The organism is Pedobacter sp. BG31 (genome assembly GCF_042464845.1).
GTDB lineage: Bacteria > Bacteroidota > Bacteroidia > Sphingobacteriales > Sphingobacteriaceae > Pedobacter > Pedobacter suwonensis.
The window spans coordinates 47270-70432 of sequence record NZ_JBHNZK010000005.1; the positions used below are offsets into that span (position 1 = coordinate 47270).

Here is a 23163-nt window from a genome sequence, read left to right on the forward strand (position 1 = left end):
TTTGTCTTTATTTTATAAACTGAATATAACTAAAATTATAACCACCATTAGCGGCGAATACCCTAATTTTTTGCCACCCAGCCTTTAAAGGCACATTTTTGATTTCGAAAGTGGCAAACTTTTTCATATTGCCGGTATTGGGAACCACTACAGCAGTAGCGATGGTTTTACCATCAATTAAAATGGTAATGCGCCCGTTGGACTGATCTGCCGCTGCATTGATTTTTAACGTATAGTTACCTTTTTGTGCCACCTTGACCGTGTATTGCAACCACTCTCCTTTTTCGATATGGTTTACATAATATTTTTCGTACTGAAGAGAATCTTTGGCAATATCTATACCATCATTGCGGTAAATACCGCCCCGGTTTCCAGCCGTCCGCTTATTGGTAACCGTATGGTAATCGGCCGTATCTTGATCGAAATAGGCAAATCCGTTTTTTCCCAAATCATAATCAACTGCGTAGATAATGCTTTTATCCTGAACTAAATTGGCTTTAAAAGGCTTAGTTTCATTGCTAAAAGGCTGGCGGATCATCGCATCAATTACATCACGGTGAATAATGGTATTTTCTAACCTCGAATAAATAGCCACTTCCATCAGGCCACTATATACGTTGCTATCTTTAGGTTTATTACCGCCATGGTTCAGGTATTTAACAAGCGCATCGTAATTGGTGTTCGATTTAATTTCCATCGGATTATTAACGCCCATTTTCTTTAAAGGCCACCATGACCAGCCGATATTATTTTTTTCTAATAGGCGGATGGCATCGGTAAACCAAACGTTTGAATTTTCGCCTGTTTCGCCCAGCCAAACGGGTACATTTTGCTCATCGCGGGCCTTAATGATGTGCGCTATGGAAGCCTGATCGTTATAGTTCCAATATTTATGAAAGCTTAAGGCCATGTTTTTGTCCCAGAGTGGAAAAATACCGTTGTAATTATTGCCCCAACCGTTACCTTCAATAATAATGAGATGCTGCTGATCTACCTCACGGATGGCTTTTGTAATCGCAACCATCAGTTTTCTTAAAGGGGCATTCACTTTCTCCTGGGTCCCGTTTTTATCTTCCTCAGGATTACTGAAACCATAATTGGGTTCGTTTATAATATCATAGGCGCCGATGTGGGGCTCATTTTTATAACGTTCGGCCAGTTTCCGCCACAGGGCTATGGTTTTCTCCTGGTTGGCCTCACTATCCCACAGGTAGGGTTTTGACGGATCACGGTCGGCAATGTTTAAATCGTTACCCTGTCCGCCAGGTGCGGCATGTAAATCTAAAATGAGGTACATTTTATTGGCTTTGCACCAGTTGAGCAAACTATCGGTTAATGCAAAACCTTTTTCGAGCCAGGTATTTTTACCCGCTACAGGTTCCTGATCAACCGGCAGCGTATAAAGATTATAGTGCATGGGCAAGCGGATAGAGTTAAAACCCCAGCGTTTCATCGAATCAACATCAATTTTACGTGTATGGTTAGCCAGCCAGGCATCATAAAATTCCTGCGTTTGCTTTGGCCCCATCAGGTCGGTAATCCTTTCGCGGATGCGGTACTGCTGCGACTCTTTATTAATTTTCAGCATGTAGCCTTCCTGCAACATCCAGCCACCCAGGCCAATGCCGCGCAACAATACGTTCTGGCCCTGCCCATCAATAATTTTTGTGCCTGATGCTTTTAAAAAACCCTGACCAAAACCGGTAAACGAAATGCTGCTGAACAGAAAAACAGATAATATAGATCTTTTAAAAAACATAGTTGATTGATTAAAAATTACCAGATATAAGTAGCTACTGCACCCTTATCAAGCGCCGCAGCATAGCTTTTGCCCTTTAGGCTAATGTTAAATGTTGCAGTTGCTTTGCCCGTATTGGCCACAATAAGTACATGTTTACCTTCGGGTGTTTTAAATGCAACATTAGCCAAACCCTCAGGCTCGTTAGATGCAACCCTTACGGAGCCCGGCCTTACAAACTTAGCGGCATGGGCAATGGAAAAGTAGGCCAGGTTACGGCTATAATGGTCGCCGTTAATGGTAACTGCACCCTGGCACATCGAGCAACCTCCCCTATCGGTATAAGGTTTATTTTCAGGATCGGCAGCGAGGTTCCACTCCAATACATTTCTGGCCCAGTTACGTGTGGCACCGATAATTAAACGCGCTACCGGATTTACGATATCAATAGTCGTGGCATCAGGCTGTTCTACCACCATTTGCTCAGAAAAATAAATGTTTTTATCGGGATGGGCATTTTGCACATCGGTTAGCGCTTCTATTTTACCCCCGTAAAGATGGAAAGCAGATCCATCGATATATTTTTTAGCTTCCGGATCATCCAAAATACTGATCGGATAATCGGGCCGATCGGCATTATGATCGTAAACAATAATTTTGGTTTTAATGCTGGCTTTTGCAAAAGCGGGGCCTAGAAACCGCTTTACAAATAGCACCTGATCTGGTGCTGCCATAAACAAACTCGGGTTATTGCCCGGATGTAAAGGTTCGTTTTGCACCGTGATGGCATCAATAGAAATCCCCTCCTTTTTCATTTCCTGTACATAACGCACAAAATATTTAGCATAAGCGGCATAATACTCCGGCTTAAGCATCCCTCCGCGGGCATCGTATGTTGTTTTCATCCATAAGGGAGGAGACCATGGCGAACCCATTATTTTGATTTTAGGATTAATGGCCAGGATCTCCTTCATTACCGGAATAACATCTGCCTGATCAGGGCCTAAATCAAATTTAGCCTGCTCCAAGTCGGTTTGCCCTTCAGGAAGGTCGTTATATGAAAATACTTTTTCATTTAAATCAGATGCACCAATGCTCAGCCTGATATAACTTACACCAATATTATTACCATTGATAGCAAAAAGTTCTTTAAGCAATGCTGCCCTTGCCTGTGCCGACATTTTTATAATATGCTGCGCACTACCCCCGGTTAAAGCATAGCCAAAGCCAACTATACTCTGAAAAGTTTTTTTATCGTTGATTAAAATCACTGGTTTTTTGTTTGTAGCTGTAGACAACTTTAAACCTGTAGCCTGACGGGTAAATAAGGCTGTACGATCGGCTTTGGTTAACCACACTTGTGGCTGGCCTTGCGCCATAACCGAAAAAGTAAAAGCACAACCTACTAAGAGTCCAACGGACTTGGTAAATAGCATATAAGGAAATTAATCTGATAAAAAACAGGAAGAAAGACTTCGCTTTCTCCCTGTAACAATTAAACTTTAAGGATATATATACTTGAGTTTATTTAGTGCCACCCCACTCTTTACTTTGTACAATTTTAGTATTGTTTAGCTCCGCTTGAGGGATAGGTAAGGTCTCATTTTTATTTGCCTGAAATCCTTTAAAGGCCAGTTTAGTTGGCGCAAGTCCCCATCTAACCAAATCAAACCATCTTTGTCCTTCGGCTACCAGTTCAAGGCGTCTTTCCTTCATGATATTATCCATGGTTACCTCAACAGGATTTAAACCTACCCGGGCTCTTACAGCATTAAAGAAAATATATGCTCTGGAACCTGTGCCAACAGCCGCACCGCTTCTCAACAATGCTTCGGCTTCCATTAAGTAGGTATCAGCTAAACGGATTTCATACATATTCTGACCAAAGTTTAATTCCAACTGGCCAACAGCAGCCTTGGTAGAAACCCTACCCGCATATTTCTCCACAAAATATCCGGTATTATCATTAGCATGTTTATAGGTTACAATACCAGCTTTTTCCAAACTATCTAAATTGGCAACCGTAGGTTTGTTACGTGGATCGTAATGGATTAAATCAAACAATTCTTTGGTTATTGGCATCACACTCCAACCCGAAACATAATCTGGTGCTTGCGCTGCAATTACAGGTACATAGTTGCGTGGCCCTACCAGAATGCCCATCACATTACCTTCACGGCTACCAACGTTACTCCAGCCCATGTTAGAGGTAGTATTGTAACTGAGCTCTAATATAGACTCTGAATTGAATTTATTTTTCCAGTTCCACAAATCAGCAAATTTTGGTAATAATTTATAGCCATAAGTACTTGCGCCGGGTGCTGTACCATTAACCTCGGCAAACTCTGTAGCTGCCAGGGCCCATTTTTCCTGCCATAAATAAACCTTACCTAAAACCGCATGTGCTGCACCTTGGTTTAAGCGTCCTGCATCTGCAGTAGGGATCGTTACCGGAAGAGCCGATATTGACTCTTTTAGATCTTGTTCTATCTGTTTATATACATCAGCCGGAGCAACCTGCGTAACATCGAACATAGCAGAAGGCTCTATCGGCGACAGGATTAGCGGTATGTTTTTGAAAATGCGTACCAAATCAAAATAAAATATAGCCCGTAATGCTTTAGCCTCAGCAATATATCTTGCCTTGGTTGATGCATCCATGCTGATGCCTTCTATCTTTTTCAATAGCACATTTGCGCGGTAAACACCGGTAAAGCCTTTACTCCATAAATAACTTGGGGCTCCCGATAATGAGTTTACGGTATAATTATTCATGGCCTGCATATCACCTAAATCTGACGGAGAATCGGCGCCAGCATAATGATCATCTGATGCGGAGCAGAATAAATTAAGTTTGGTGAGATAACCGCTTGATTGATTGCCCAATTGATCATAAACTGCTACCAAACCTGTAAATGCCTGTTGCTGAGTTTGATAATAATTTGACTCTAGTATACGCTCTCGTGGATTTACATCTAGCTGTTTTTGACAAGAAACGATAAGCTGAGATGCGGTTAAAAAGGCTGCAATAGCTAAAATATTCTTTTTCATTTTTATTTTTTTTAGAATCCAACATTTAAACCTACCATAAACGAACGGGCCTGTGGATAAACGCCACGATCTACACCCAATACAGTTCCACCGATTTCGGGATCGTAACCGGTATATTTTGTAATGGTCCATAGGTTTTCACTCATGAGATACACCCTAACTTTTTGTGCGCCAATTTTTTTAATCACATTACCTGGAAGATTATAACCTACCTGAAGGGTTTTTAAACGGAAGTAATCACCTTTTTCTAAATAATTTTTAGAGAATTTGGTATAGTTTCCATTAAGATCTTTGTCTGCAACACGGGGAACATCAGTAGAAGTGTTGGTTGGTGTCCACCTGTCTAGAATAGATTGTTGCCAGTTTCCGTAAGTTACATCCAAACGTCTTAATCCCTGGAAGATCATGTTTCCGCCTACACCGTTTCCGAAGGCAACAAAATCAAAGTTTTTATAAGCCAGGTTAATGGTAATACCATAGGTATATTTTGGAAGCGGGCTGCCTAAATAAGTACGGTCGCTACCGTTTATAGTTTCATTTCCGTCTAAGTTGGCAAATTTAACATCTCCTGGTTTTGCAGAAGGTTGCAATATGGTACCTCCCGGTCCTCTGTAAGCGTCAATCTCTGCTTGTGACTGGAAAATGCCAAGCGCTTCATACCCGTAAAACTCATTAAATGCACGTCCAAGTCCGGTACGGGTAAAGTTGCCCATTCCTTGAAAACTTTGAGCATTATCTTCAATAAATTCTCTTCCAGGTAATAGTTTGGTTACCTTATTTTTCAGGGTCGAGATATTGGCATTAATACCTAAATTAAGTTCCCCTATTTTTTTCCGATAACCCAATTCGAATTCTATACCGGTATTCTGCATATCACCAACATTTTCTGCGGCACCACCAGCTGCACCTAAATAAAGCGGAATAGAAGGTGTTTGCAATACGCCAATGGTTTTCTTTTTGAAGTAAGAAGCGCTCAGGCTAAAATCATTAAATAAGGTCGCATCTAAACCGATATCGGTTTGGTGGGTTTCTTCCCATTTCAGATCAGGGTTTGATAAAGCAGCCGGACTCCATCCAATGGTACTTACATCGGTAGTACCAAAAGTATAGTTACGCCCGCTATTTACCAATGATATGTAACTGAAATCGCCAATGGCATCATTTCCGGTAATACCATAACTACCACGTAACTTTAAGAAGTTAACAACCTTGTTTTCTTTCCAGAAAGCCTCTTTTGAAGGTACCCAGCCAATTGATGCCGAAGGAAAGTAACCAAAACGGTTGTTTGTACCAAAGCGTGAAGAACCATCACGACGGATAATACCCGTAAATAGATATTTTTCATCGTAATCATAAGTTACACGGGTAAATAAAGAGTTAACAACATGCAAGGTAGCATCACTACCATCACCCTGGATATCGGCAGTTGCCGGCTTATAGTTTAAATTGGCCTGATAAAAATCCTGAGCAATGATGTTGTTAAACCTTACATTTAAACCACGGTTATTGTTGTCCATATAATAACCCTGACCTAAAATAGCATAGGCGTGGTGTTTACCAAAACTTTTAGAATAGCTTATGGTATTCTCCCAATTGTAATTTAGGGTCATATTCATCTCGCGATAGAAGTTAGTCTTCGAATTCGTATTAGCAGGACTCAACCAATATAGCGGGGTATAAGATTCTGAACCATAAAAAGCAAGTTTAGTTCCCAATGATGACCTGAATTTTAAATTTTCAATAGGCTCAATTTCTAAGAAAGCATTACCAACAATGTTATGATCCCAGCCATAGTTACCCAATCTGGTTTGATTGTATGCCAAAGGATTACTCATCTCCTGACCAACCGGGCCCGAAATACCATAAGGAAATCCTGTTGCAGGGTCTCTTATAATATTGGCAATGGTGTAAGGAGATTTGCTTAAAATGTTTGGATCTGTTTGAATAACCGGGGTTATTGGATCTAAATGAATGGCCGAACTTAATGGACCACCAAATTCACTATTGGTATTACCTAAAGACTTATTTACCGAATGGCTGTAACCTAAATTCTCGCCAAATGTTATCCACTTGGCAGGCTTAAATGTAGAATTTAGACGGATGTTTGCACGGTTAAAATTGGAAATAGGCGTAGATACAATCCCCTGCTGATCGATGTAACCAAACGAAGTATAAAAGGTAGATTTATTGGTTCCACCTGAAACGCTAAACTCATGGGTCTGTCTGCGGGCATCATTATTAAAAACAACAGATTGCCAATCGGTACCTTCTCCATAAACAGATGGATTTGCATAGGGAAGTGTAAAAGTGCCATCGGTTGCTGCATTGTAACTGTTAGCATACGCTTCATTTCTGATGGTAGCATATTGAGTGGCATTTAATAGTTTTAACTTTTTAGCCGGTGCCTGTGTACCATAAAATCCATTGTAATTAATAGATAATCTTCCCTCTCTACCTTTCTTGGTAGAAACAATAATTACACCGTTTGCCGCTCTGGCGCCATAAATGGCTTGTGAAGCTGCATCTTTTAAAACCTCAATAGATTCAATGTCTGATTGATTTAGATAACCAATACCGCCATTATCTACAATTACCCCATCAACAACCCAGAGCGGATCGTTATTACCCGAAGAAGCAAAAGAGGTAAAGCCCCTCACCCTCACTGTCGAAGCAGATCCAGGTTGTCCATTGCCACTGGCAATTGTTAAACCAGATGTTCTTCCTTGTAAGGCTTGTTCTACTCTGTTAATGGGCATCGATTCCAGATCTTTTGCCTTTACGCTGGAGATGGATCCGGTTACGAGTGCTTTTTTCTGTGTACCGTAACCCACAACGACCACCTCGGTCAAATCTTTTGAATTAGCAGACAGCGATACATTAATACGGCCATCAGCAGGAACAGTTATCGTCTGTGTGGTCATACCAATTAAACTGATGTTTAATTTTCCACCAACAGGTGCCTGGATGCTGAAAACACCACTGGCGTCAGTAGATGCAGCCTTGGTGGTGCCTTCCAGCCGAACCGTTACACCTGGCAACGGACTACCATTTTGTTCTGTTACCTTTCCTGTAACCGGAATGTCTTGAGCCAATAAGGCCAACGGTAATGCCAGGATACAGTAAACGAAGAATACGAATGTAAATCTTCCTCTCATAGAAATTACTTTTAAGTGAATTAATTTGGTTAGTTCATGATACAGTCTTACTGGTTGCTGTTCATGGATCAAATCTATACACGTGTATAGCAACAGCAGAATTTAACCCTACTACACCAACCATACAACAGCCTTAAAAGTGGATAAATAAGAGAAAAAACAGACCTACATAAGCCCTACAGGTAAGTCATAAAAATCTGTACAACAGTTACTTGAATATTTCAATCAAAAAAAGCAGCTTTTGTAACAAAAACATGCGTTTATGGCATTTTCTGTCGCGCTATTTCAATCAAAAACTCATACAGATTGGTTTCCGGCTTTAGCTGTAGTTTTTTCCGAAGGCGGTAACGGCCTACTTCAATCGCTTTAATCGTCACGTTCATCAGCTGGGCCATTTCTTTTGAAGAAAGGTTCATAGACAAATAGGCGCAGAATTTCAGGTCATTCTGGCTCAGGTCTGGATAAAGATCTTTAAGACGGGTAAAGAATTCGGTATTTACATGATTGAAGTGTACACTCATGTGATCCAGTTCCTGGTCTTTTTTCTCTACATCCTTAATCAGCCTGATCAGGTGCCTGAAACTTGGCGAACTCTCATTAAGGTCGTGGTTTTTAATTACCGCAGATATCACTTCCTTAATTTTAGCCAGCACCTTACCACGTTGCACCAGGTGCATGGTCATGGTAGAGAGCTCTTTGTTTTTATAATTTACATCGGCTTCGAGCTTTTCGTTCTGCAGCCGCACAATTTCTTTTTCATTTCGATCAAGCTCCAGCTGGTGCAGGTAGCTCATGCGTTCCTGCTCTTTAATGTGTTTCGTTTTTTGCCACCTGATCATCAACCTTATGGCCATTACAATTAAAATCAGGTAAATAATCCGCATCCAAATGGTATTGTACCAGGCCGGCAGCACCACGAAAGTATAACTTACCACCTCAGATTCGTTACTGATGCCGGTAGTCGCCTTCACATTAAACGTATATTTTCCGGCCGGTAAATTGGTATAATCTTTTTCACTTTTCGTACTCCAGGCAGACCATTCGCCATCAAAGCCTGTAAGCTGATAACTGAATTTGATGTTTTTATCATGCTCAAACAGTGTAGAGGCATATTCGAAATGGATCGAATTCAGGCTGTTTACATATTCGGGTATTTCACTCAGCTCCTGTTTAGGTACAATATTCCCCTTGTTTACAAAATAGCCGCCAAAAACCACACTATCTTTGTTGCCCATTAATTTTACGGTGCTCAATACTACGTTTGGCCGGGTGATATTCTGAATGTATTTTTTGTAATTGATATGGTAAGCGCCTTTGTTGGCCCCGATAAATATATTTTGACTATCGGGTGCATATATCGATTCGAAACCACCAACCACTTTGCCATTCAGCTCGGGCAGGTATAAAACACTGAAGGGAGTTTTGCCGTTTGGCCTATGGAAATCGATAACGCCAACCTTCTTATTGGTTACAAACCAGATATTACCATCATTATCTTCTTTCAGATATTGAATAGGAATACCATTAAGGGCTGAGCCGAACAATTTAAACCGTATAAACTTTTTGCTTGCAGCATTGTATTCGAAAATCCCGCTTGTTGTGGCAATAACTACCCTGTTTTTAATATGAAACACATAATTGTAAAGCTTGGTTGGTAAGCCATCCCGATCGGAGAACAAGGTGGTATGCAAAATACTTTTATGATCGGGCTGGAGTTCTATTTTATATACACCATGGTAAGGATGCGAAGCCCAGATCTGATCGGGATTATTATTATCGGCAACTATAAAACGCAGTGTTTCGTTAATGCCTGCAATTTTACCACCATTTATAAAGCGGCTTCCATCATAGGTGAGTTCCTGTAATCCGGCATAAGTACCTGCTATGACCTCTTTGCTTGGATAAACATTATCTATGGTTTGGTACATCCAGGTACCAATTAAGCTATACAGCGGGGTGGCAGTATTATCTTTCACCAGCAGGGTTCCGTCTTCATGTGCCATTAGCAGCTGGTTATTAATTTCATCCAATCCCCATACCTGCCCTTTACTGTTTTTCACCTCTTCGAAATCAGCCGGCGAATAGCTTAAATCGGGCATTGCCGTATTAATTTTGGCCTGGTACAAACCGTTAGAGGTACCAATATAAATTGATTGTCCGTATTTGCGAAAGGCGTAACTGGTAATCTGTTTATTCCGATCGGGAGAAATGCTTTTTACGGCACTATTAATGGCCACGTAAGCAATCCCATCATCCAACGCCAGCCACATGTTTTTATCCTTATCCAGCAGTATACCCCTTACGTTGTTGTTCTGTAAGCCTTCTTTATAGTTATATTTCTGCACCAGATTGCCCTTTTTATTCATGATATATACCCCACCAGAAGTGGTGGCTACCCCATATAAATCTGAACTGAGCTGCGTTGCAAAATAAATCCGTTCGTTTAAAAAAACCTGGTTTAAGCTGCTGGTCAAAGGTTTTAGTTGGTGGTTAATAAGCAAAAACAATCCTTTTTTTAACATCGAAACCAGTAAAGTATCGCCACTGTAGGGCAATACAGCGGTAATGCCTGAGCGGTTTAAAATACTGTCCTTACAAAATGGTTTCCATAGGCCATGATCGTAAAACATGAGGCCCGAATCAGACGACTGCGAAAAGATTTTGCCTTTTGCAGTACCCATAAACATCCAGTTGGTATTGGTTTTATAACTTTTAATTACGCCATCTTTATAATGCAGTATGGCATGTATCGACCTAAAAAACACTTCATCACGAACGACTGAGACGCCCCAGATATCGGCCAGTTTCCGCATATTTTCGGGCAATAGGTTTAACAGCGAGGTATATTTTAAAATACCCTGCGCATTGGGGTAGAAATAACCAAACTCATCCTGTCCGCCAACATAAATGCGGTTTTTGGAATCGATCCCCACCGAACGTACAGAGGTAAAGTTGGGTAATTTGAACAGGTTCCAATAGCGACCGTTAAAAGTTAGCAGCCCCTCGTTGTTACCAAAATAAAGGATGCCATTTTTATCCTGCTCTACGTCCCAGTTCTGAATGCCGCCATTATATTGCTCGTTATTGTAGTTTACCACTTGCGGTATCCCTAACAGCACCTGTGCATGGGTATAATAAGCAGTTAAGAAGAATAATATAGCCGGTAAAAGTCGCTTCATTTTGGTTAGGGAGGAGTTAAAACGCAATAATAAATATATAATTTTAATTCTGGTTAGCCGCGCTTACAATTTCAGTGGCTTGGGTGCGTTTCTAACGCGTGCAGAAATAGTTTAACGATTGTATCGTTTAATGTGCACCATTATAAAGACATTTTTAAACATCTAACTTTTTGCTTTGGCCTTTCCTATTTAGTCTTCCTATTATTTTGAAGCGCAATACCTGTGGTTAGTAGGTTGGGTTCGGTCCCGCTTTCACTGCAAGTCCTCACTCATGCTTCGCTCCGGGCTTTCCGCTCTATCGGGGCTAGTTTATTGGAGACCGTGGTTTATTTGTACTAAATGGTGGGCTGCAAGGGTCGTCATTGCGAGAAGGCTTTTTCAGCCGACGAAGCAATCTTAAAACGATCGCTACTAGCGTGTGCTTTAGATTATTCATTAAACTTGCGCGCGTTTCTAACGTGTGTGTAAATAAAATAGCGATTGTATAATTAAGCTATTCCAATACACTTTGTTTACCTCTTGCAGGAATTCTAGTCTCAATATCCTTACCATAGATTTCTCCGCTACGTTGCACTCCGGTCGAAATGACGGATTCCGGTTCCAGGCTTGTGCTCGCTTCTAACGCGCGCATAAATAGCGTAACGATTGTATCGTTACGCTACCCCAATACACTTTGATAAAATATCCCTGATTAATTTTAACCTCGATATACTTACCATAGATTTCTCCGCTACGTTGCACTCCGGTCGAAATGACGGAATTTATGTTTGATATTCAACTTTAGCCTTCGGACCTCCGACGCCGGACTTTCCGACTAAAAAATCTACTTCAACAAAAGCGGTTCCACAGCTTTTCTCCAGATGGCATAACCTTTAGCATTCATATGCAGCATATCTTCCACAAAAAGTTCGGGTCTTAATTTTCCATCTTTCGTTAACATTAAAGAATAAACGTTAACGAATTTGGTGTTGGCTTCGCCTGCTAAAAACTTTTGGATTAGCGCATTTGAGGCTACTGCTTTTTCTTTAAACTTATCTCTGCTCGGACTCGGTTTAATTGAGATGTACACAATAGGCACCGTTGGTAGTTTTGACCTAATGGACTGATATAATTGGATGGTCCGGTTTAAAACGGTATCGGGTGTTACCGTTTCGTTTGGCAGGTCGTTTTCGCCCACATACAGTACAATCTGTTTTGGCTGATAGGGAAAAACAACATCATTTAAATAATAGGTAATATCATTAATTACAGCTCCACCAATACCACGGTTCAAAGCATTGTATTTGGCAAAAACCTGTGTACAATCATCCCATTTACGGATAGATGAACTCCCCACAAACAGCACCGGATTTACAGGCGGTTTATACATTTGATCGTACTTTTTAATTATCTGTACATCATCCCAGAAATTGGGTTTCTTTTGGGCAAAAGTGGTTACGGCTAGAAAAGAGAGGCAAAGCAGAATAAGGAATGATTTTTTCATATAAGCATGTTTAAAACGGGCACAATATAGTAATATACAACTGGCGGCGGGTAAATCAAACAAATTTATTACCGCTGATTTACGATGTGATGCTATGGAAGCACGGGTTAAACACGGAGGTGGAGGTTATCTCCAATGTTAGAATCGTCATTGCGAGAAGGCTCTTTCAGCCGACGAAGCAATCTTTATAGTGAGGATCATTAGCATGAAAGATTGCTTCGTCGTTCCTCCTCGCAATGACGACTATTTTTAGAGAATCTGTCATCCTGAGGGATAATTTATGATATAAAAATCAATATGATTGACGTTTTTTCCTTCACACAATTCTTGCCTCGGCTCGCCGCCGCCGAAGGGCTCTTTCTTTTTGGTGTCAAAAAGAAACAAAAAACACCGGCTGAAAATTTTTCTTTCGAAGCTAGTAGGTTGGCTTGGGCAGTGCAGCCCGAAAAATTTGTTAGGCCGGATTTAGGTAGAACGGGGATACCGTGCTATGGCCTAGCTGGATGGAAATGCAAAAGCGGTTAAGTGTTGATTAGTAATGATTTTCAAAATAACGTCAATGGTAGCGTAGTCGAAGGATCTTTTATGTACAAATACATTTTGATAATTAACATTTGATACGGTCTTCGACTCCGCTCAGACTGACAAAAAATTAAATTTATCTTCGAAAACCAGCCCAGAACTTTGTGAATAAACCTGATTGAAATGGAAAGCCCACAGCGCAGCGAGGACTTGGAATGGAAAGCAGGACTATAATCCGCCAAGATATACTGCCCTTTCATTTCCAAAAAACAACTAAATTGATCTATTGAAGAGGTCTTCGACTCCGCTCAGACTGACAAAAAATTAAATTTATCTTCGAAAACCAGCACAAAACTTCGTGAATAAACCTGATTGAAATGGAAAGCCCGGAATCCCGATTTTCCATCGGAAGAGGACTTGGAATGGAAAGCAGGACTATAATCCGCCAAGATATACTGCCCTTTCATTTCCAAAAAACAGCTAAATTGATCTATTGAAGAGGTCTTCGACTCCGCTCAGACTGACAAGCAATCAAATTCACCTGAAAAAACCAGCACTAAACCGCTTAAATTCATCCGATAAAGCGGTAATGTGCGCCAACTTCTGGCTGGTAGAATGATCGTCATGATTTAAATCCCTAATATCAACACGCGGTACTGCATCGTTTTTTAATTCAGTTTCATTATTCAGGTTACTTACAATTTGTTTCACCAGCAACGCATTGGCCTGCCCCGGTTGATGATGACCCGAAAGGTATATAGAAGTGATGATGGCATTAATCTGGTAAATAATAGCCTGTACATCATAAAGTCCATTAAAATCGATGTGTTTCCGCATCGGTTCCTGACTGGCGGAATCAATCGCTTCGCTTAAGCCAGACAAACTTAAATTGGCATTTTTTCGCGCCATGCGCGATTGATTCTCATCCCTTTCGGCCTGGTTTTGAATAGCCACCTCCAGGTAACGGATACTGGCTTTAACCGCATCCGTAATTTTCGCCTTTAGTTGCTGGCTATCCCAAATCGGGAACAAATAGGTAGCAAAAATAGCAATAACACAGCCCAGTACGGTGAAGATAATCCGGTCGTGCACCAGGTGATCGAAATGCCCCTGATAACTGCCCAGTGTTAAAATAACCGCCGGTGTAATACACAATACACTTATCGTATAGTTTAAACGGTTAAAGGCATAAAAACCAAGTAAGAAAACAACCGAAAAAGAAAGCAGCACCGCCGGACTTTTCACAAAATAGATAATGATCAGCCCGATGACAACGCCCCCCATACTACCCTTTAAACGCTGTAAATTCCGTTTCCAGGTGATTGAAAATTTAGGTCGCGCTACAATGACCAGGGTGAGAAAAAGCCAATAACTGTATTTGCTCGGCTCCAACTGCCAGATGAGCAGGAAACCAAACAGGAAACAGATAGCCAGCCGCAGTGAAAACCTAAAAATGGGCGATTTTAGCGTCAGGTGCTCCTGAATGGAAAAACGATCGCCGGTAATAAACAGCGGGTAAGAAATTTTTCCGCTCAGTTCCTGCAAGTGTTTTTCGGTGGTACGCTCATTACCCCTGATCATCTCGATAATACGTACAATATCGTTCATGTTCGAAACCACCTTCAGCACAATTTTACGCTGGCTTTCGTTTAAACGTTCCATTTCCTGCAATAACACGATGCGTTGCTGCTGATATTCGATGTTGGTGGCTACCTCTCCTTTATAAGCCTTTGCCGAACGTACGTGCCTGCCCAACTGCTCCAGTTCTTTAGCCAGTAATTTAATCAAACCGGCAATCAGTTTCAGACTCGGGCCGATAGCTAAAGTTTTTCGCACCAAAGCATAATCGTAATGTACGGCGTTCAACTGTTCGTATAAATCAATCAGTAACCTGGCCCGCTCCAGCAACAACCGGCCTTTGGGGTTATCGGGATTCATGGCATATTTATCGGTAAGCAGCAGGTTGCGGATCAGCTCGTGTTTCTGGTTTACCTTAATGTGCAGTTTAATGGCTTCCTTCTGTTGTGGATCGAGCGGTACATCCACATCATAATTTTTAGCCTTTGCATTTAAAAATGCGGCACTGCTCATCAGGCATTCGAAAATAGCATGATGCAGCGAACGGTAGGGCCGTATCAAAATCTGGATCAGGCTGATGACATAATACCATACACCACCCACCAAAATATAACTGCTAAAATACAGCGGCCTGGCCGGATGGAGCCCCATTACAAAGGTGCATACAATCAGGGCCATGGTGCCGATCAACGAGAGTTTTTGCCCATATACCGCAAACATGGAACAGCCAAAAGCAGCCATAACCACCACTGCCGCGGTAAGGTATGGATGGTACAATACGGATGAAACCACCAATGTGGCCAGGAAAAACACGATGATACTGGATAAGGCTGTTTTCAATTTATTCAGCCGGTTATCAGGCAGGTCGGTTAAACTGATTAGCAAAGCCCCAACCCCTATTCCTTTGGCGGCTTCGGGATTGCCCAGGTAAAAAAATAAAATAATGGGCAATACCACGGTAATGGTGGTGCGCAGGGCATCAGAAAAGTACTCGCCTAAAAAGAAGTACGAAATGGTAGAGCCGATTCTGTTTTTGCCCATGAAATAAGTTAATGAATGCGGATAAACGGTTAAATGCTGCAAAGATAACAGATTTACAATGCATGCATAGCAAATAGCTATAGAAAACCAGATACCGATTTGTTCTTTAGGTTTTAGGAAAACTTCCTGGCGGAAGTCTAAGTGCTTTAGGCCAGTACAAAGGAATGACTAGTGCTTTAAAATAATCTCTAAGGTAAAAATCTATCTATCCAAATTCTGGAAAGCAGAAGTGCCCCAACCCTACTATCCTACCCACTAGATTTGCGCTAAAAGGGGGTAATGCCCCCAGCTCTATAAGTATTTCGGTACGAGCAGTTAAATAAATTCTTACGGTTTACTGTGTTTGCTGTGATTTTTGTTTATATCTTAGAAAAACTAAGCCGTTCAATTCCTATTCTATTAACCTATGTAATTTTTGGAACTTGAAAAATAATCTTAGTTTTATGCAAAGACTAAAATGTGATTTAGTTTTCTTTAGTTATAAACTGGAGATTGCATATGTTTACAACATAAAGTATAGCTATAATGATGGGCTATATTAAGATTTTGATGTAGACATTTTAAATTAATAAATAACAAACCAGAAGATGGCAAAAGCATTTTTATCTCATAGCAGTAAAGACAAAGAATTAGTCGAAAAAATTGCAACTCAACTAGGAAAAAATAATTGCCACTATGACAAATTCACATTTGAAGCAGGCAGACAAACCTTGGACGAAATATTTAAAGGATTGTCTGATACAGATGTTTTTGTTCTCTTTATTTCTAAGACCGCACTAGAATCAGAGTGGATTAAAAAGGAAATTACCCAAGCAAAACTTTTATCCTCAGACAAAAGAATTGATAGGATATTTCCACTAATTATTGATAAATCAATAGATCACAATGACGAAAATATTCCTGACTGGATTAGAAAACCATATAACTTAAAATATTTTGACAATGAAGTAATTATCCTAAAAAAAATTAGACAATTATTAAGGGAAAGTAATTTTAAGCAATTTGCTCATTTAAGAGAAACTAATGACCTATTTGTTGGCCGCAATGATATAATGCAGGAGTTTGAAAGAAAGATCATTAACATTGATAATTCTAAACCCACCTGCATAATTGCGTCGAGTTTCTTTGAAGGAATGGGAAGAAGAACCTTTTTAAGAAATGGATTAATAAAAACCAGAGTTGTCGATAAATGGTATGAACCAGTTCCGATTTCAATAGGCGCAAAAGAAAGTATTGAAGATTTCCTCTACAAGCTAAATTTTGTCGAAATTAGTCCAGAGATTTTTCAAAAAGATTTTTCCACTGAAGAGTTACAAGATAAAATTAAACTCGGTCGCGATTATATTAAGAAATTTTCCGAAACAGGTGAAATTTTATTCGTAGTAGACGAAGGAAGTATCGTATTACCCAATCATTCTTTGGTTGGATGGTTTAAGGAGATAATATCCGCACCTGAACTACAAAATCAAGTTTGCATTTGTTTAATTTCAAAGTTCAAACCCTACGGTCCTCACATTAAAAAACTTGGAAATGTTCTTAATTTTCAAGTAGATGAACTTTCCAAAGAAGACACTCAAACTTTTTTCATACAATACCTTAACATTATTAAACAAACCCTTAATCCAGCAGACACAAAATTTTTTCTTCAATATTTGAAAGGTATCCCAGGACAAATTATATATGCCGCTAACCTAATCGACAGTATGGGTGTTGTAGATTCAAAGTCTTTTGTAAATGATATTGAAGAATTTGATGAACTAAGAGCATTATCAATTTTAGGTTTTTTAAAAGATGATACACTGAGTAGGCAAATGTTAATTGCCTTATCCAGATTTGAAGTTATTAGTTACGATTTGGTATATAAAATTTTCGGAGAAAGTGATGATGTTTACAAATCAATCCAAAGACTTTTCGACTTGACATTATTCTTTTCTATAAGTTCAACACACGACTATTTAAAATTAAATACCTCTATTTCTGACTATATAAACCGTTCTAAATTAGAACTTGACAAATCTATAAGTGAAAGAATCAAAGAAGTCGCAAAAGAGGCGATTGAAAAACCTCTAGAGTTAACAGAGACATCTGACTATTCAGAATTTTTATTTACCCTGGAGACAATGATTAGAGAGAACAAACCTATTCCCTCCAGATATTTAATCCCCTCATTCATTTTAAAATCTATTATTAAAGAATATAATGACAGGCAATATAAAACCGTAATTCAATTATGTGTTAAACTTTTGGAAAATGAGAGCAAATTCGATTTCCAAATTATTCGAGAAACAAGAATTTGGTTATGCCTTGCTTATTGTAGAAAACAAAATGAGAATTTTTTTGAGATTGTGAAGTTTTTCAACAATCAAGATGACGAGTCCCAGATCGATTATCACTTTTTATTTGGGTTTTATTACCGAAATGGTGATAAGATGACAGAAGCTGAAACCCATTTTTTAGATGTATTAAAGATTGATGAAAATCATTCAAGGACAAAAAGAGAGTTGGTGAATGTCTACCTGCGAAAAGGTGAATATATGAAAGCTCTAGGTTGGGCAAAAGATAATTACAACAGATTTAAGACCAATATTCTTCATATTCAAGCATATTTTACATGCTTAATAAAAAAGGCAGATAAAACAGAATTCGACTTAGAAAAAATCGAAGAACTTCTTAATAACGCTTCAAAAAGTTTAGACAAAAAGGCTACTGATGTAATGAGAGAAATGCAAGCAGAGTTTGATTACTACATTCAGGGTGATGCTCAAAAAGCCATTATAACACTTACTGAATCATTGCGCATGAATTCACATAACTATTTTGCATTTAGAGCACTTCTTGAAATTTACAGAAGAAAAAACATGCTGTACGAAGTCGAAAGCTTAATGACAAAATATCCAGAGTTAGTTGAATTTGAATAAATGAGCACTACATAATTATGAGTTTGATAAAAGCTTCGTTAGCACACGCATGTCGTGTGTGAAATTATCAATTCTCTATTCTAGCGCAAGTCTTGGCGCTTTAGTCGAAACAATGGCCTAACTTGTGCTTTATTTAAAATTTAGGCGTGAAATATTTCCTAAAAAGATTGCTTCACTCCACCCCAAGCCCATACCCAATCTAGCGCAAGTCTTTACCGTCCGAGACCGGTGCGACGGCCTGACTTGTACTTTATCTAAATTTAGATACTAAAAGATTGCTTTACCCCATCTCAAGTCAATACGCTTCGGTTCTTAATGACGAAGCGGCCAACGAATAACGATAAAACAAACTTAAATGCACTAGGCTGTCTTTCAACAGCCCAGTAGTTTTTTAATCCCTATACCCATCCCTAAAACTATAATGTGTTTGCGCATTACAGATTACATAATCGATAATTTCGATGTTTAGCTTTGCGCAGGTATTAAAACAGGTGCTTACAAAAAGTTCGTCGAGGGGGTTAACCTTAATGCTTTTCACGTCACAATAGTTTAACACCAGTACACCATAAGCATTACAGGCAACAGCCAAACCCGCCAGTTGCTGTATGCCGTTAATTGGTTTTGCTTGCTGTTTTAGTTTGTGCCAGCAAAAAACCTCGTGGTTTTGATTTACAAACAGCACATACCAATCGCATTCTTTACCAGATGATGGTTTGCCGCGGAGCTGTTTTAAAAATTGAATTGAATTTTGGGCCAGGTTTACGTTTACCGGTCTTTTCAGTGTGCGATAACTAAACTCCAGTTTAGCTAAAGTAATTTGATTTTTTGTTAGGTGCATTTTAAAAAAATTAAATACATGCCCAACTGTGTTCGCGATATGAATATAGCAAAATTTTATAATTAAGCTGCTAAAAAATGTATTAAAAGAAGAATTTAATGGTACTACGGGTATGTTAATTATGGATAGACCCTGAAATAAATTACCTTCGGTGAACTCGCATAAGGCTCGGTTTACTGCGTAGCTTTCCGCTGCGCTACAGGTTAGGGTGACGATCATCTTCAATATACTACTTCTTCTTTCTGCGCCTGCTCAAGCATTATTTTTGCCACGGAAGCACGAAGAACACGGAAAACTTTAATTTCCTCCATGATTTCTGTGTTTCCGTGGCTAATTATTTTTGCACATGTTATAAAAGCGGACTTCCCTGCCACCACAACTGCCCTGCCCTTCAGTTCGCAATGATATGCCTGGAAATTTCTCCATCCGATTATCCGTCATTTCGAGCGGAGCACAGCGAAGTCGAGAATCCGAAGGCTCAGCGAAGCTAAATCTTTTAAAGTTGCATATAAAACCCGGTTCAAAGATTTCTCCCCGCCTGTACGGGCAGGCGCTACGGTCGAAATGATTGTTATGATAAAAACAAATTTTATGCAGCTATATTATAGTTATTTTTATAGCTGGTCTGATTTTTTATAACTGCAGCGACTCTCAGTGCTATTTTGTTTCTAACGGCATTGATTATGCTCATGCTGTGCTTCCCTTCATCCTTTTTTCTATTATAGTATGCTTTGAATTCCTGATTGTGCTGAATTAAAGATAATGCACACATGTGCAAAAGCCTTTTAAGCTCTTTATTGGCCATCCGGTGAACCTTTGGCTTGCCTTTTATGCTTATACCGCTGGTCTGTTCAAATGGTGCAACCCCTGCGTAACAGGCCAGTTCCTTTCCGCTAGGCCTGCCCGAAAAATTTCCTGTACAGCCGATCAGGTATACCGCTGTAACATGTCCCATTCCAGGGATACTTATCAATAGTTTATAGTTGCGTTTGAAATCCCGGTTTCCCATGATAATCTTTTTGATCTGGTCCTCAACGTCCCTGATTGATCTGGCTATACCGTTTATTGCGCTTTTAAGTGCTTTTTCAACCACTTTCTGATACGCTTTCCCATTGACATTGCCAAGTTCTTTCATCGATACACTGATGCCGGCCCTTTGCCTAAGCAGTTTGGTCCTTGCCGATACCAGGTCTTTCAGCAGCATCAGCTCGGGATCAAGTGCAGCTGTAGCCTTTAGTTCATCCGCTTCCTTGAATGCATAGTTACATAAACGGATACTGTCTATCTTATCGTTCTTGCCCCGGGCTATCCCAAAACTCCATTTAATATGGGCTGCATTGCCAATATGGATGGGCAGGTTTCTCCTGCTGCAGAAACTCCATATCAAACGGTGATAGATGCCGGTGTTTTCCATGACAACCAGGGAATCTGCATTGAATGTGGTTTTCTGCAATTTCAACCACTTCTCGAACAGCTTTATGCCTGGAGCTGTATTATCAAACCGTGCAGTTCTTATCTCCTGTTTCACATGATCCAAAACAGCCATAACTGCAACATCAAAGTGGGGCTTGAAGACATCGATACCAATAAAGAATTTTGTAGTGGCAATCATCATCTTATTTTTTATGTTTGCATAAGGTTACCTAAATTTTGCCCCATCGATCCTAGTCCTTAATAATGGGGAATACCCTAATTGTTATCTGGTCACTAAGGGAAAAAACGGTAGCGGATTGCATCATTCCTTAGGTATAAAAACCTTGACGACATATTAATGTGCCGCTACCGTTTTAGGTAATCTGATTTATAATTTAAGCAAAGTAGATATTTCTTATCCTTAAATAAAATATCAAAACAAATCTAAAGGACGATACGCCTAGAGATTTGCTATGGAAATTTCTCCATCCGATCATCCGTCATTTCGAGCGGAGCGCAGCGAAGTCGAGAACCCGAAGGCTCAGCGAAGCTAAATCTTTTAAAGTTGCATGTAAACCCAGTTCAAAGATTTCTCCGCTACGGTCGAAATGACGATACGCCTAGAGATTTGCTATGGAAGTTTCTCCATCCGATTATCCGTCATTTCGAGCGGAGCACAGCGAAGTCGAGAAATCTTTTAACATAGCCCAAAGATCTCCCTGTTCCGCTGCGCTACAGTCGAGATGACGACCAACTTTTGATACCTAGAATATTCTGCTAAAAAGATTGCTTCACGCCGCCAAAACTGCCCAGCCCTTCCGTTCGCAATGACGACACCAAACCTCGGTCCTCGGTCTTTCCGACTTCTGACTATAACTTTGTGCCCTTTTGGGCATTTCTATTTGCGACCTTTGCGGTTAAAAAAAATTTACCTAAACTTCCGGCCCCGGTCACCCAACTCCCAACTAATTTAACCATGATCAAAACAATTGCCTTTTAAAACGGATTATATAAATACACCAATAACATTTGATATGAAAACGAAAATAATAATTTTAGTAGCCGCATTTGGTTTAGCATTGTCAGCATGTAGTGGTAAAAAAGCCGATCAGGAAAATGCCGACAGCATGTATAAATACACCGATACCAATAAGGTAGTTGATAGTACCAGTACTGATTCTGTAGCAGATTCGACCACCAATGCACCTGCTGATGTAAAACAATAAAAATAATAAGCAAGCAACTAGCGCTCATGCCGAAAAGTATGGGCGTTTTTTATGATTCAACAACTGAAAGTCCAGAGACCGAAGTCCGAAGATCATGGTGCTAAGCGACAATCGACTAGCTCTGTGTTTCTCTTTGTGTTCTCTGTGGTTTAATAAAGATTCTTCACTGCGTTCAGAATGACAGTATTGATTTCCCGCTGATCACACTGATACACGCAGATTTTTCTTCATAAATCGTCAGTCTGAGCGGAGTCGAAGACTAGCTAATGATATACCAGCTGAGCCTTTTCTCTTGCTTAACTTCCTCATTAAAAAAGCAATAGCAATATACAAGCATTAAGGTTCCTGCATGCGCGGGAATGACGACCGCTTTAGTTCTGCGCCCATCATCTTAAATCTGCGGGAAAATATTAGGCAAACATTCTCCCGCTGATCACACTGATACACGCAGATTTTTCTTCATAAATCGTCAGTCTGAGCGGAGTCGAAGAACATTCAACTTTGCTTCCTCAGCGCCTTCTCTCAGCATCCTTTGCGGTTAAAAACGCACCTATTCCATCAACTTGCTTTTAATCCCTTCCGTCAGTTTTTTTACTCTCACATAACCTGCTAAAGAACTGTTCTTCTTGTCGAAATTGATTTCCAACCAGCCCTTTTTGGCTTTGAGGTTAAACTTATCGCTGCCATTTAAGTTCACTAAAAGATCGATATGCTGATCCAGTGGTAGTTCATTGTTCAATGCACTATCCAGGTATTTTTCCAGTTTATCCGTTTTACTTTCGGCGTAATTTGCTTCAAATTTAAAGACAGACAGGTTATCTATCGTGCTTACCGATAAATGTCCTTCGCCATTATGGCAACCAAAACTTAATGCGACAACTAAAATCGCGATGCTGTACAAGATATTTTTCATATTGAAATGGTTAAGTGGTTAATTGTTTAAATTGGTTAACTGGGGTAAGTTCGACTCTGGACTTCGGACTAAGGACTTCAGACTAAGGACTTCAGACTCCGAACTCCC

12 protein-coding genes are annotated in these 23163 nt (G+C 40.0%); 2 read left to right on the plus strand and 10 right to left on the minus strand.

What is annotated here, in order from left to right; all coding sequences use genetic code 11:
• Positions 1–7 precede the first annotated feature (7 nt).
• The 7 genes from ACFE6N_RS08255 to ACFE6N_RS08285 all read right to left on the minus strand — a co-directional run bounded on the left by ACFE6N_RS08255 (position 8) and on the right by ACFE6N_RS08285 (position 15747).
• Positions 8–1759 carry a cellulase family glycosylhydrolase gene (locus ACFE6N_RS08255; RefSeq protein ID WP_378935480.1) on the minus strand — a complete coding sequence of 584 codons (1752 nt, stop codon included), beginning with the start codon at positions 1757–1759 and terminating at the stop codon, positions 8–10.
• A 17-nt stretch (positions 1760–1776) separates the two neighbouring features.
• Positions 1777–3174 carry a glycoside hydrolase family 30 beta sandwich domain-containing protein gene (locus ACFE6N_RS08260; RefSeq protein WP_378935482.1) on the minus strand — a complete coding sequence of 466 codons (1398 nt, stop codon included), beginning with the start codon at positions 3172–3174 and terminating at the stop codon, positions 1777–1779.
• 88 nt (positions 3175–3262) lie between these two features.
• Positions 3263–4789 (minus strand): RagB/SusD family nutrient uptake outer membrane protein, encoded by a 1527-nt coding sequence (locus ACFE6N_RS08265; RefSeq protein WP_378935484.1) that lies wholly within the window; start codon positions 4787–4789, stop codon positions 3263–3265.
• A gap of 11 nt (positions 4790–4800) precedes the next feature.
• On the minus strand, positions 4801–7944 hold the full coding sequence (locus ACFE6N_RS08270; protein WP_378935486.1) for a SusC/RagA family TonB-linked outer membrane protein: 3144 nt from the start codon (positions 7942–7944) through the stop codon (positions 4801–4803).
• Between the two features lie 260 nt (positions 7945–8204).
• Positions 8205–11123 carry a triple tyrosine motif-containing protein gene (locus ACFE6N_RS08275; protein WP_378935488.1) on the minus strand — a complete coding sequence of 973 codons (2919 nt, stop codon included), beginning with the start codon at positions 11121–11123 and terminating at the stop codon, positions 8205–8207.
• 823 nt (positions 11124–11946) lie between these two features.
• Positions 11947–12606, minus strand: a complete 660-nt coding sequence (locus tag ACFE6N_RS08280; RefSeq protein ID WP_378935490.1) for a GDSL-type esterase/lipase family protein — start codon at positions 12604–12606, stop codon at positions 11947–11949.
• A 1059-nt stretch (positions 12607–13665) separates the two neighbouring features.
• Complete coding sequence (locus tag ACFE6N_RS08285) at positions 13666–15747, minus strand: FUSC family membrane protein (RefSeq protein ID WP_378935492.1); 2082 nt, start codon at positions 15745–15747, stop codon at positions 13666–13668.
• Positions 15748–16334: 587 nt separating this feature from the next.
• On the opposite strand from ACFE6N_RS08285, the gene ACFE6N_RS08290 reads away from it, so the two are divergent.
• Positions 16335–18665 carry a TIR domain-containing protein gene (locus ACFE6N_RS08290; RefSeq protein ID WP_378935494.1) on the plus strand — a complete coding sequence of 777 codons (2331 nt, stop codon included), beginning with the start codon at positions 16335–16337 and terminating at the stop codon, positions 18663–18665.
• A 391-nt stretch (positions 18666–19056) separates the two neighbouring features.
• Here the strand turns inward: ACFE6N_RS08290 and ACFE6N_RS08295 are convergent, their stop codons facing one another.
• Positions 19057–19503 (minus strand): hypothetical protein, encoded by a 447-nt coding sequence (locus ACFE6N_RS08295; protein ID WP_378935496.1) that lies wholly within the window; start codon positions 19501–19503, stop codon positions 19057–19059.
• Between the two features lie 589 nt (positions 19504–20092).
• Complete coding sequence (locus tag ACFE6N_RS08300) at positions 20093–21118, minus strand: IS110 family transposase (protein WP_378935498.1); 1026 nt, start codon at positions 21116–21118, stop codon at positions 20093–20095.
• Between the two features lie 832 nt (positions 21119–21950).
• Between ACFE6N_RS08300 and ACFE6N_RS08305 the strand changes: the two genes are divergently transcribed.
• Positions 21951–22142, plus strand: a complete 192-nt coding sequence (locus tag ACFE6N_RS08305) for a hypothetical protein (protein ID WP_378935500.1) — start codon at positions 21951–21953, stop codon at positions 22140–22142.
• A 550-nt stretch (positions 22143–22692) separates the two neighbouring features.
• On the opposite strand, the gene ACFE6N_RS08310 is transcribed toward ACFE6N_RS08305, so the two are convergent.
• Positions 22693–23055 (minus strand): hypothetical protein, encoded by a 363-nt coding sequence (locus tag ACFE6N_RS08310; RefSeq protein WP_378935502.1) that lies wholly within the window; start codon positions 23053–23055, stop codon positions 22693–22695.
• Between the last annotated feature and the right edge of the window lie 108 nt (positions 23056–23163).

Bases quoted from the DNA above. Each gene is read 5' to 3' on its own strand.
- ACFE6N_RS08255 (WP_378935480.1), bottom strand. From the start codon at position 1,759: ATGTTTTTTAAAAGATCTATATTATCTGTTTTTCTGTTCAGCAGCATT.
- ACFE6N_RS08260 (WP_378935482.1), bottom strand. From the start codon at position 3,174: ATGCTATTTACCAAGTCCGTTGGACTCTTAGTAGGTTGTGCTTTTACT.
- ACFE6N_RS08265 (WP_378935484.1), bottom strand. From the start codon at position 4,789: ATGAAAAAGAATATTTTAGCTATTGCAGCCTTTTTAACCGCATCTCAG.
- ACFE6N_RS08270 (WP_378935486.1), bottom strand. From the start codon at position 7,944: ATGAGAGGAAGATTTACATTCGTATTCTTCGTTTACTGTATCCTGGCA.
- ACFE6N_RS08275 (WP_378935488.1), bottom strand. From the start codon at position 11,123: ATGAAGCGACTTTTACCGGCTATATTATTCTTCTTAACTGCTTATTAT.
- ACFE6N_RS08280 (WP_378935490.1), bottom strand. From the start codon at position 12,606: ATGAAAAAATCATTCCTTATTCTGCTTTGCCTCTCTTTTCTAGCCGTA.
- ACFE6N_RS08285 (WP_378935492.1), bottom strand. From the start codon at position 15,747: ATGGGCAAAAACAGAATCGGCTCTACCATTTCGTACTTCTTTTTAGGC.
- ACFE6N_RS08290 (WP_378935494.1), top strand. From the start codon at position 16,335: ATGGCAAAAGCATTTTTATCTCATAGCAGTAAAGACAAAGAATTAGTC.
- ACFE6N_RS08295 (WP_378935496.1), bottom strand. From the start codon at position 19,503: ATGCACCTAACAAAAAATCAAATTACTTTAGCTAAACTGGAGTTTAGT.
- ACFE6N_RS08300 (WP_378935498.1), bottom strand. From the start codon at position 21,118: ATGATGATTGCCACTACAAAATTCTTTATTGGTATCGATGTCTTCAAG.
- ACFE6N_RS08305 (WP_378935500.1), top strand. From the start codon at position 21,951: ATGAAAACGAAAATAATAATTTTAGTAGCCGCATTTGGTTTAGCATTG.
- ACFE6N_RS08310 (WP_378935502.1), bottom strand. From the start codon at position 23,055: ATGAAAAATATCTTGTACAGCATCGCGATTTTAGTTGTCGCATTAAGT.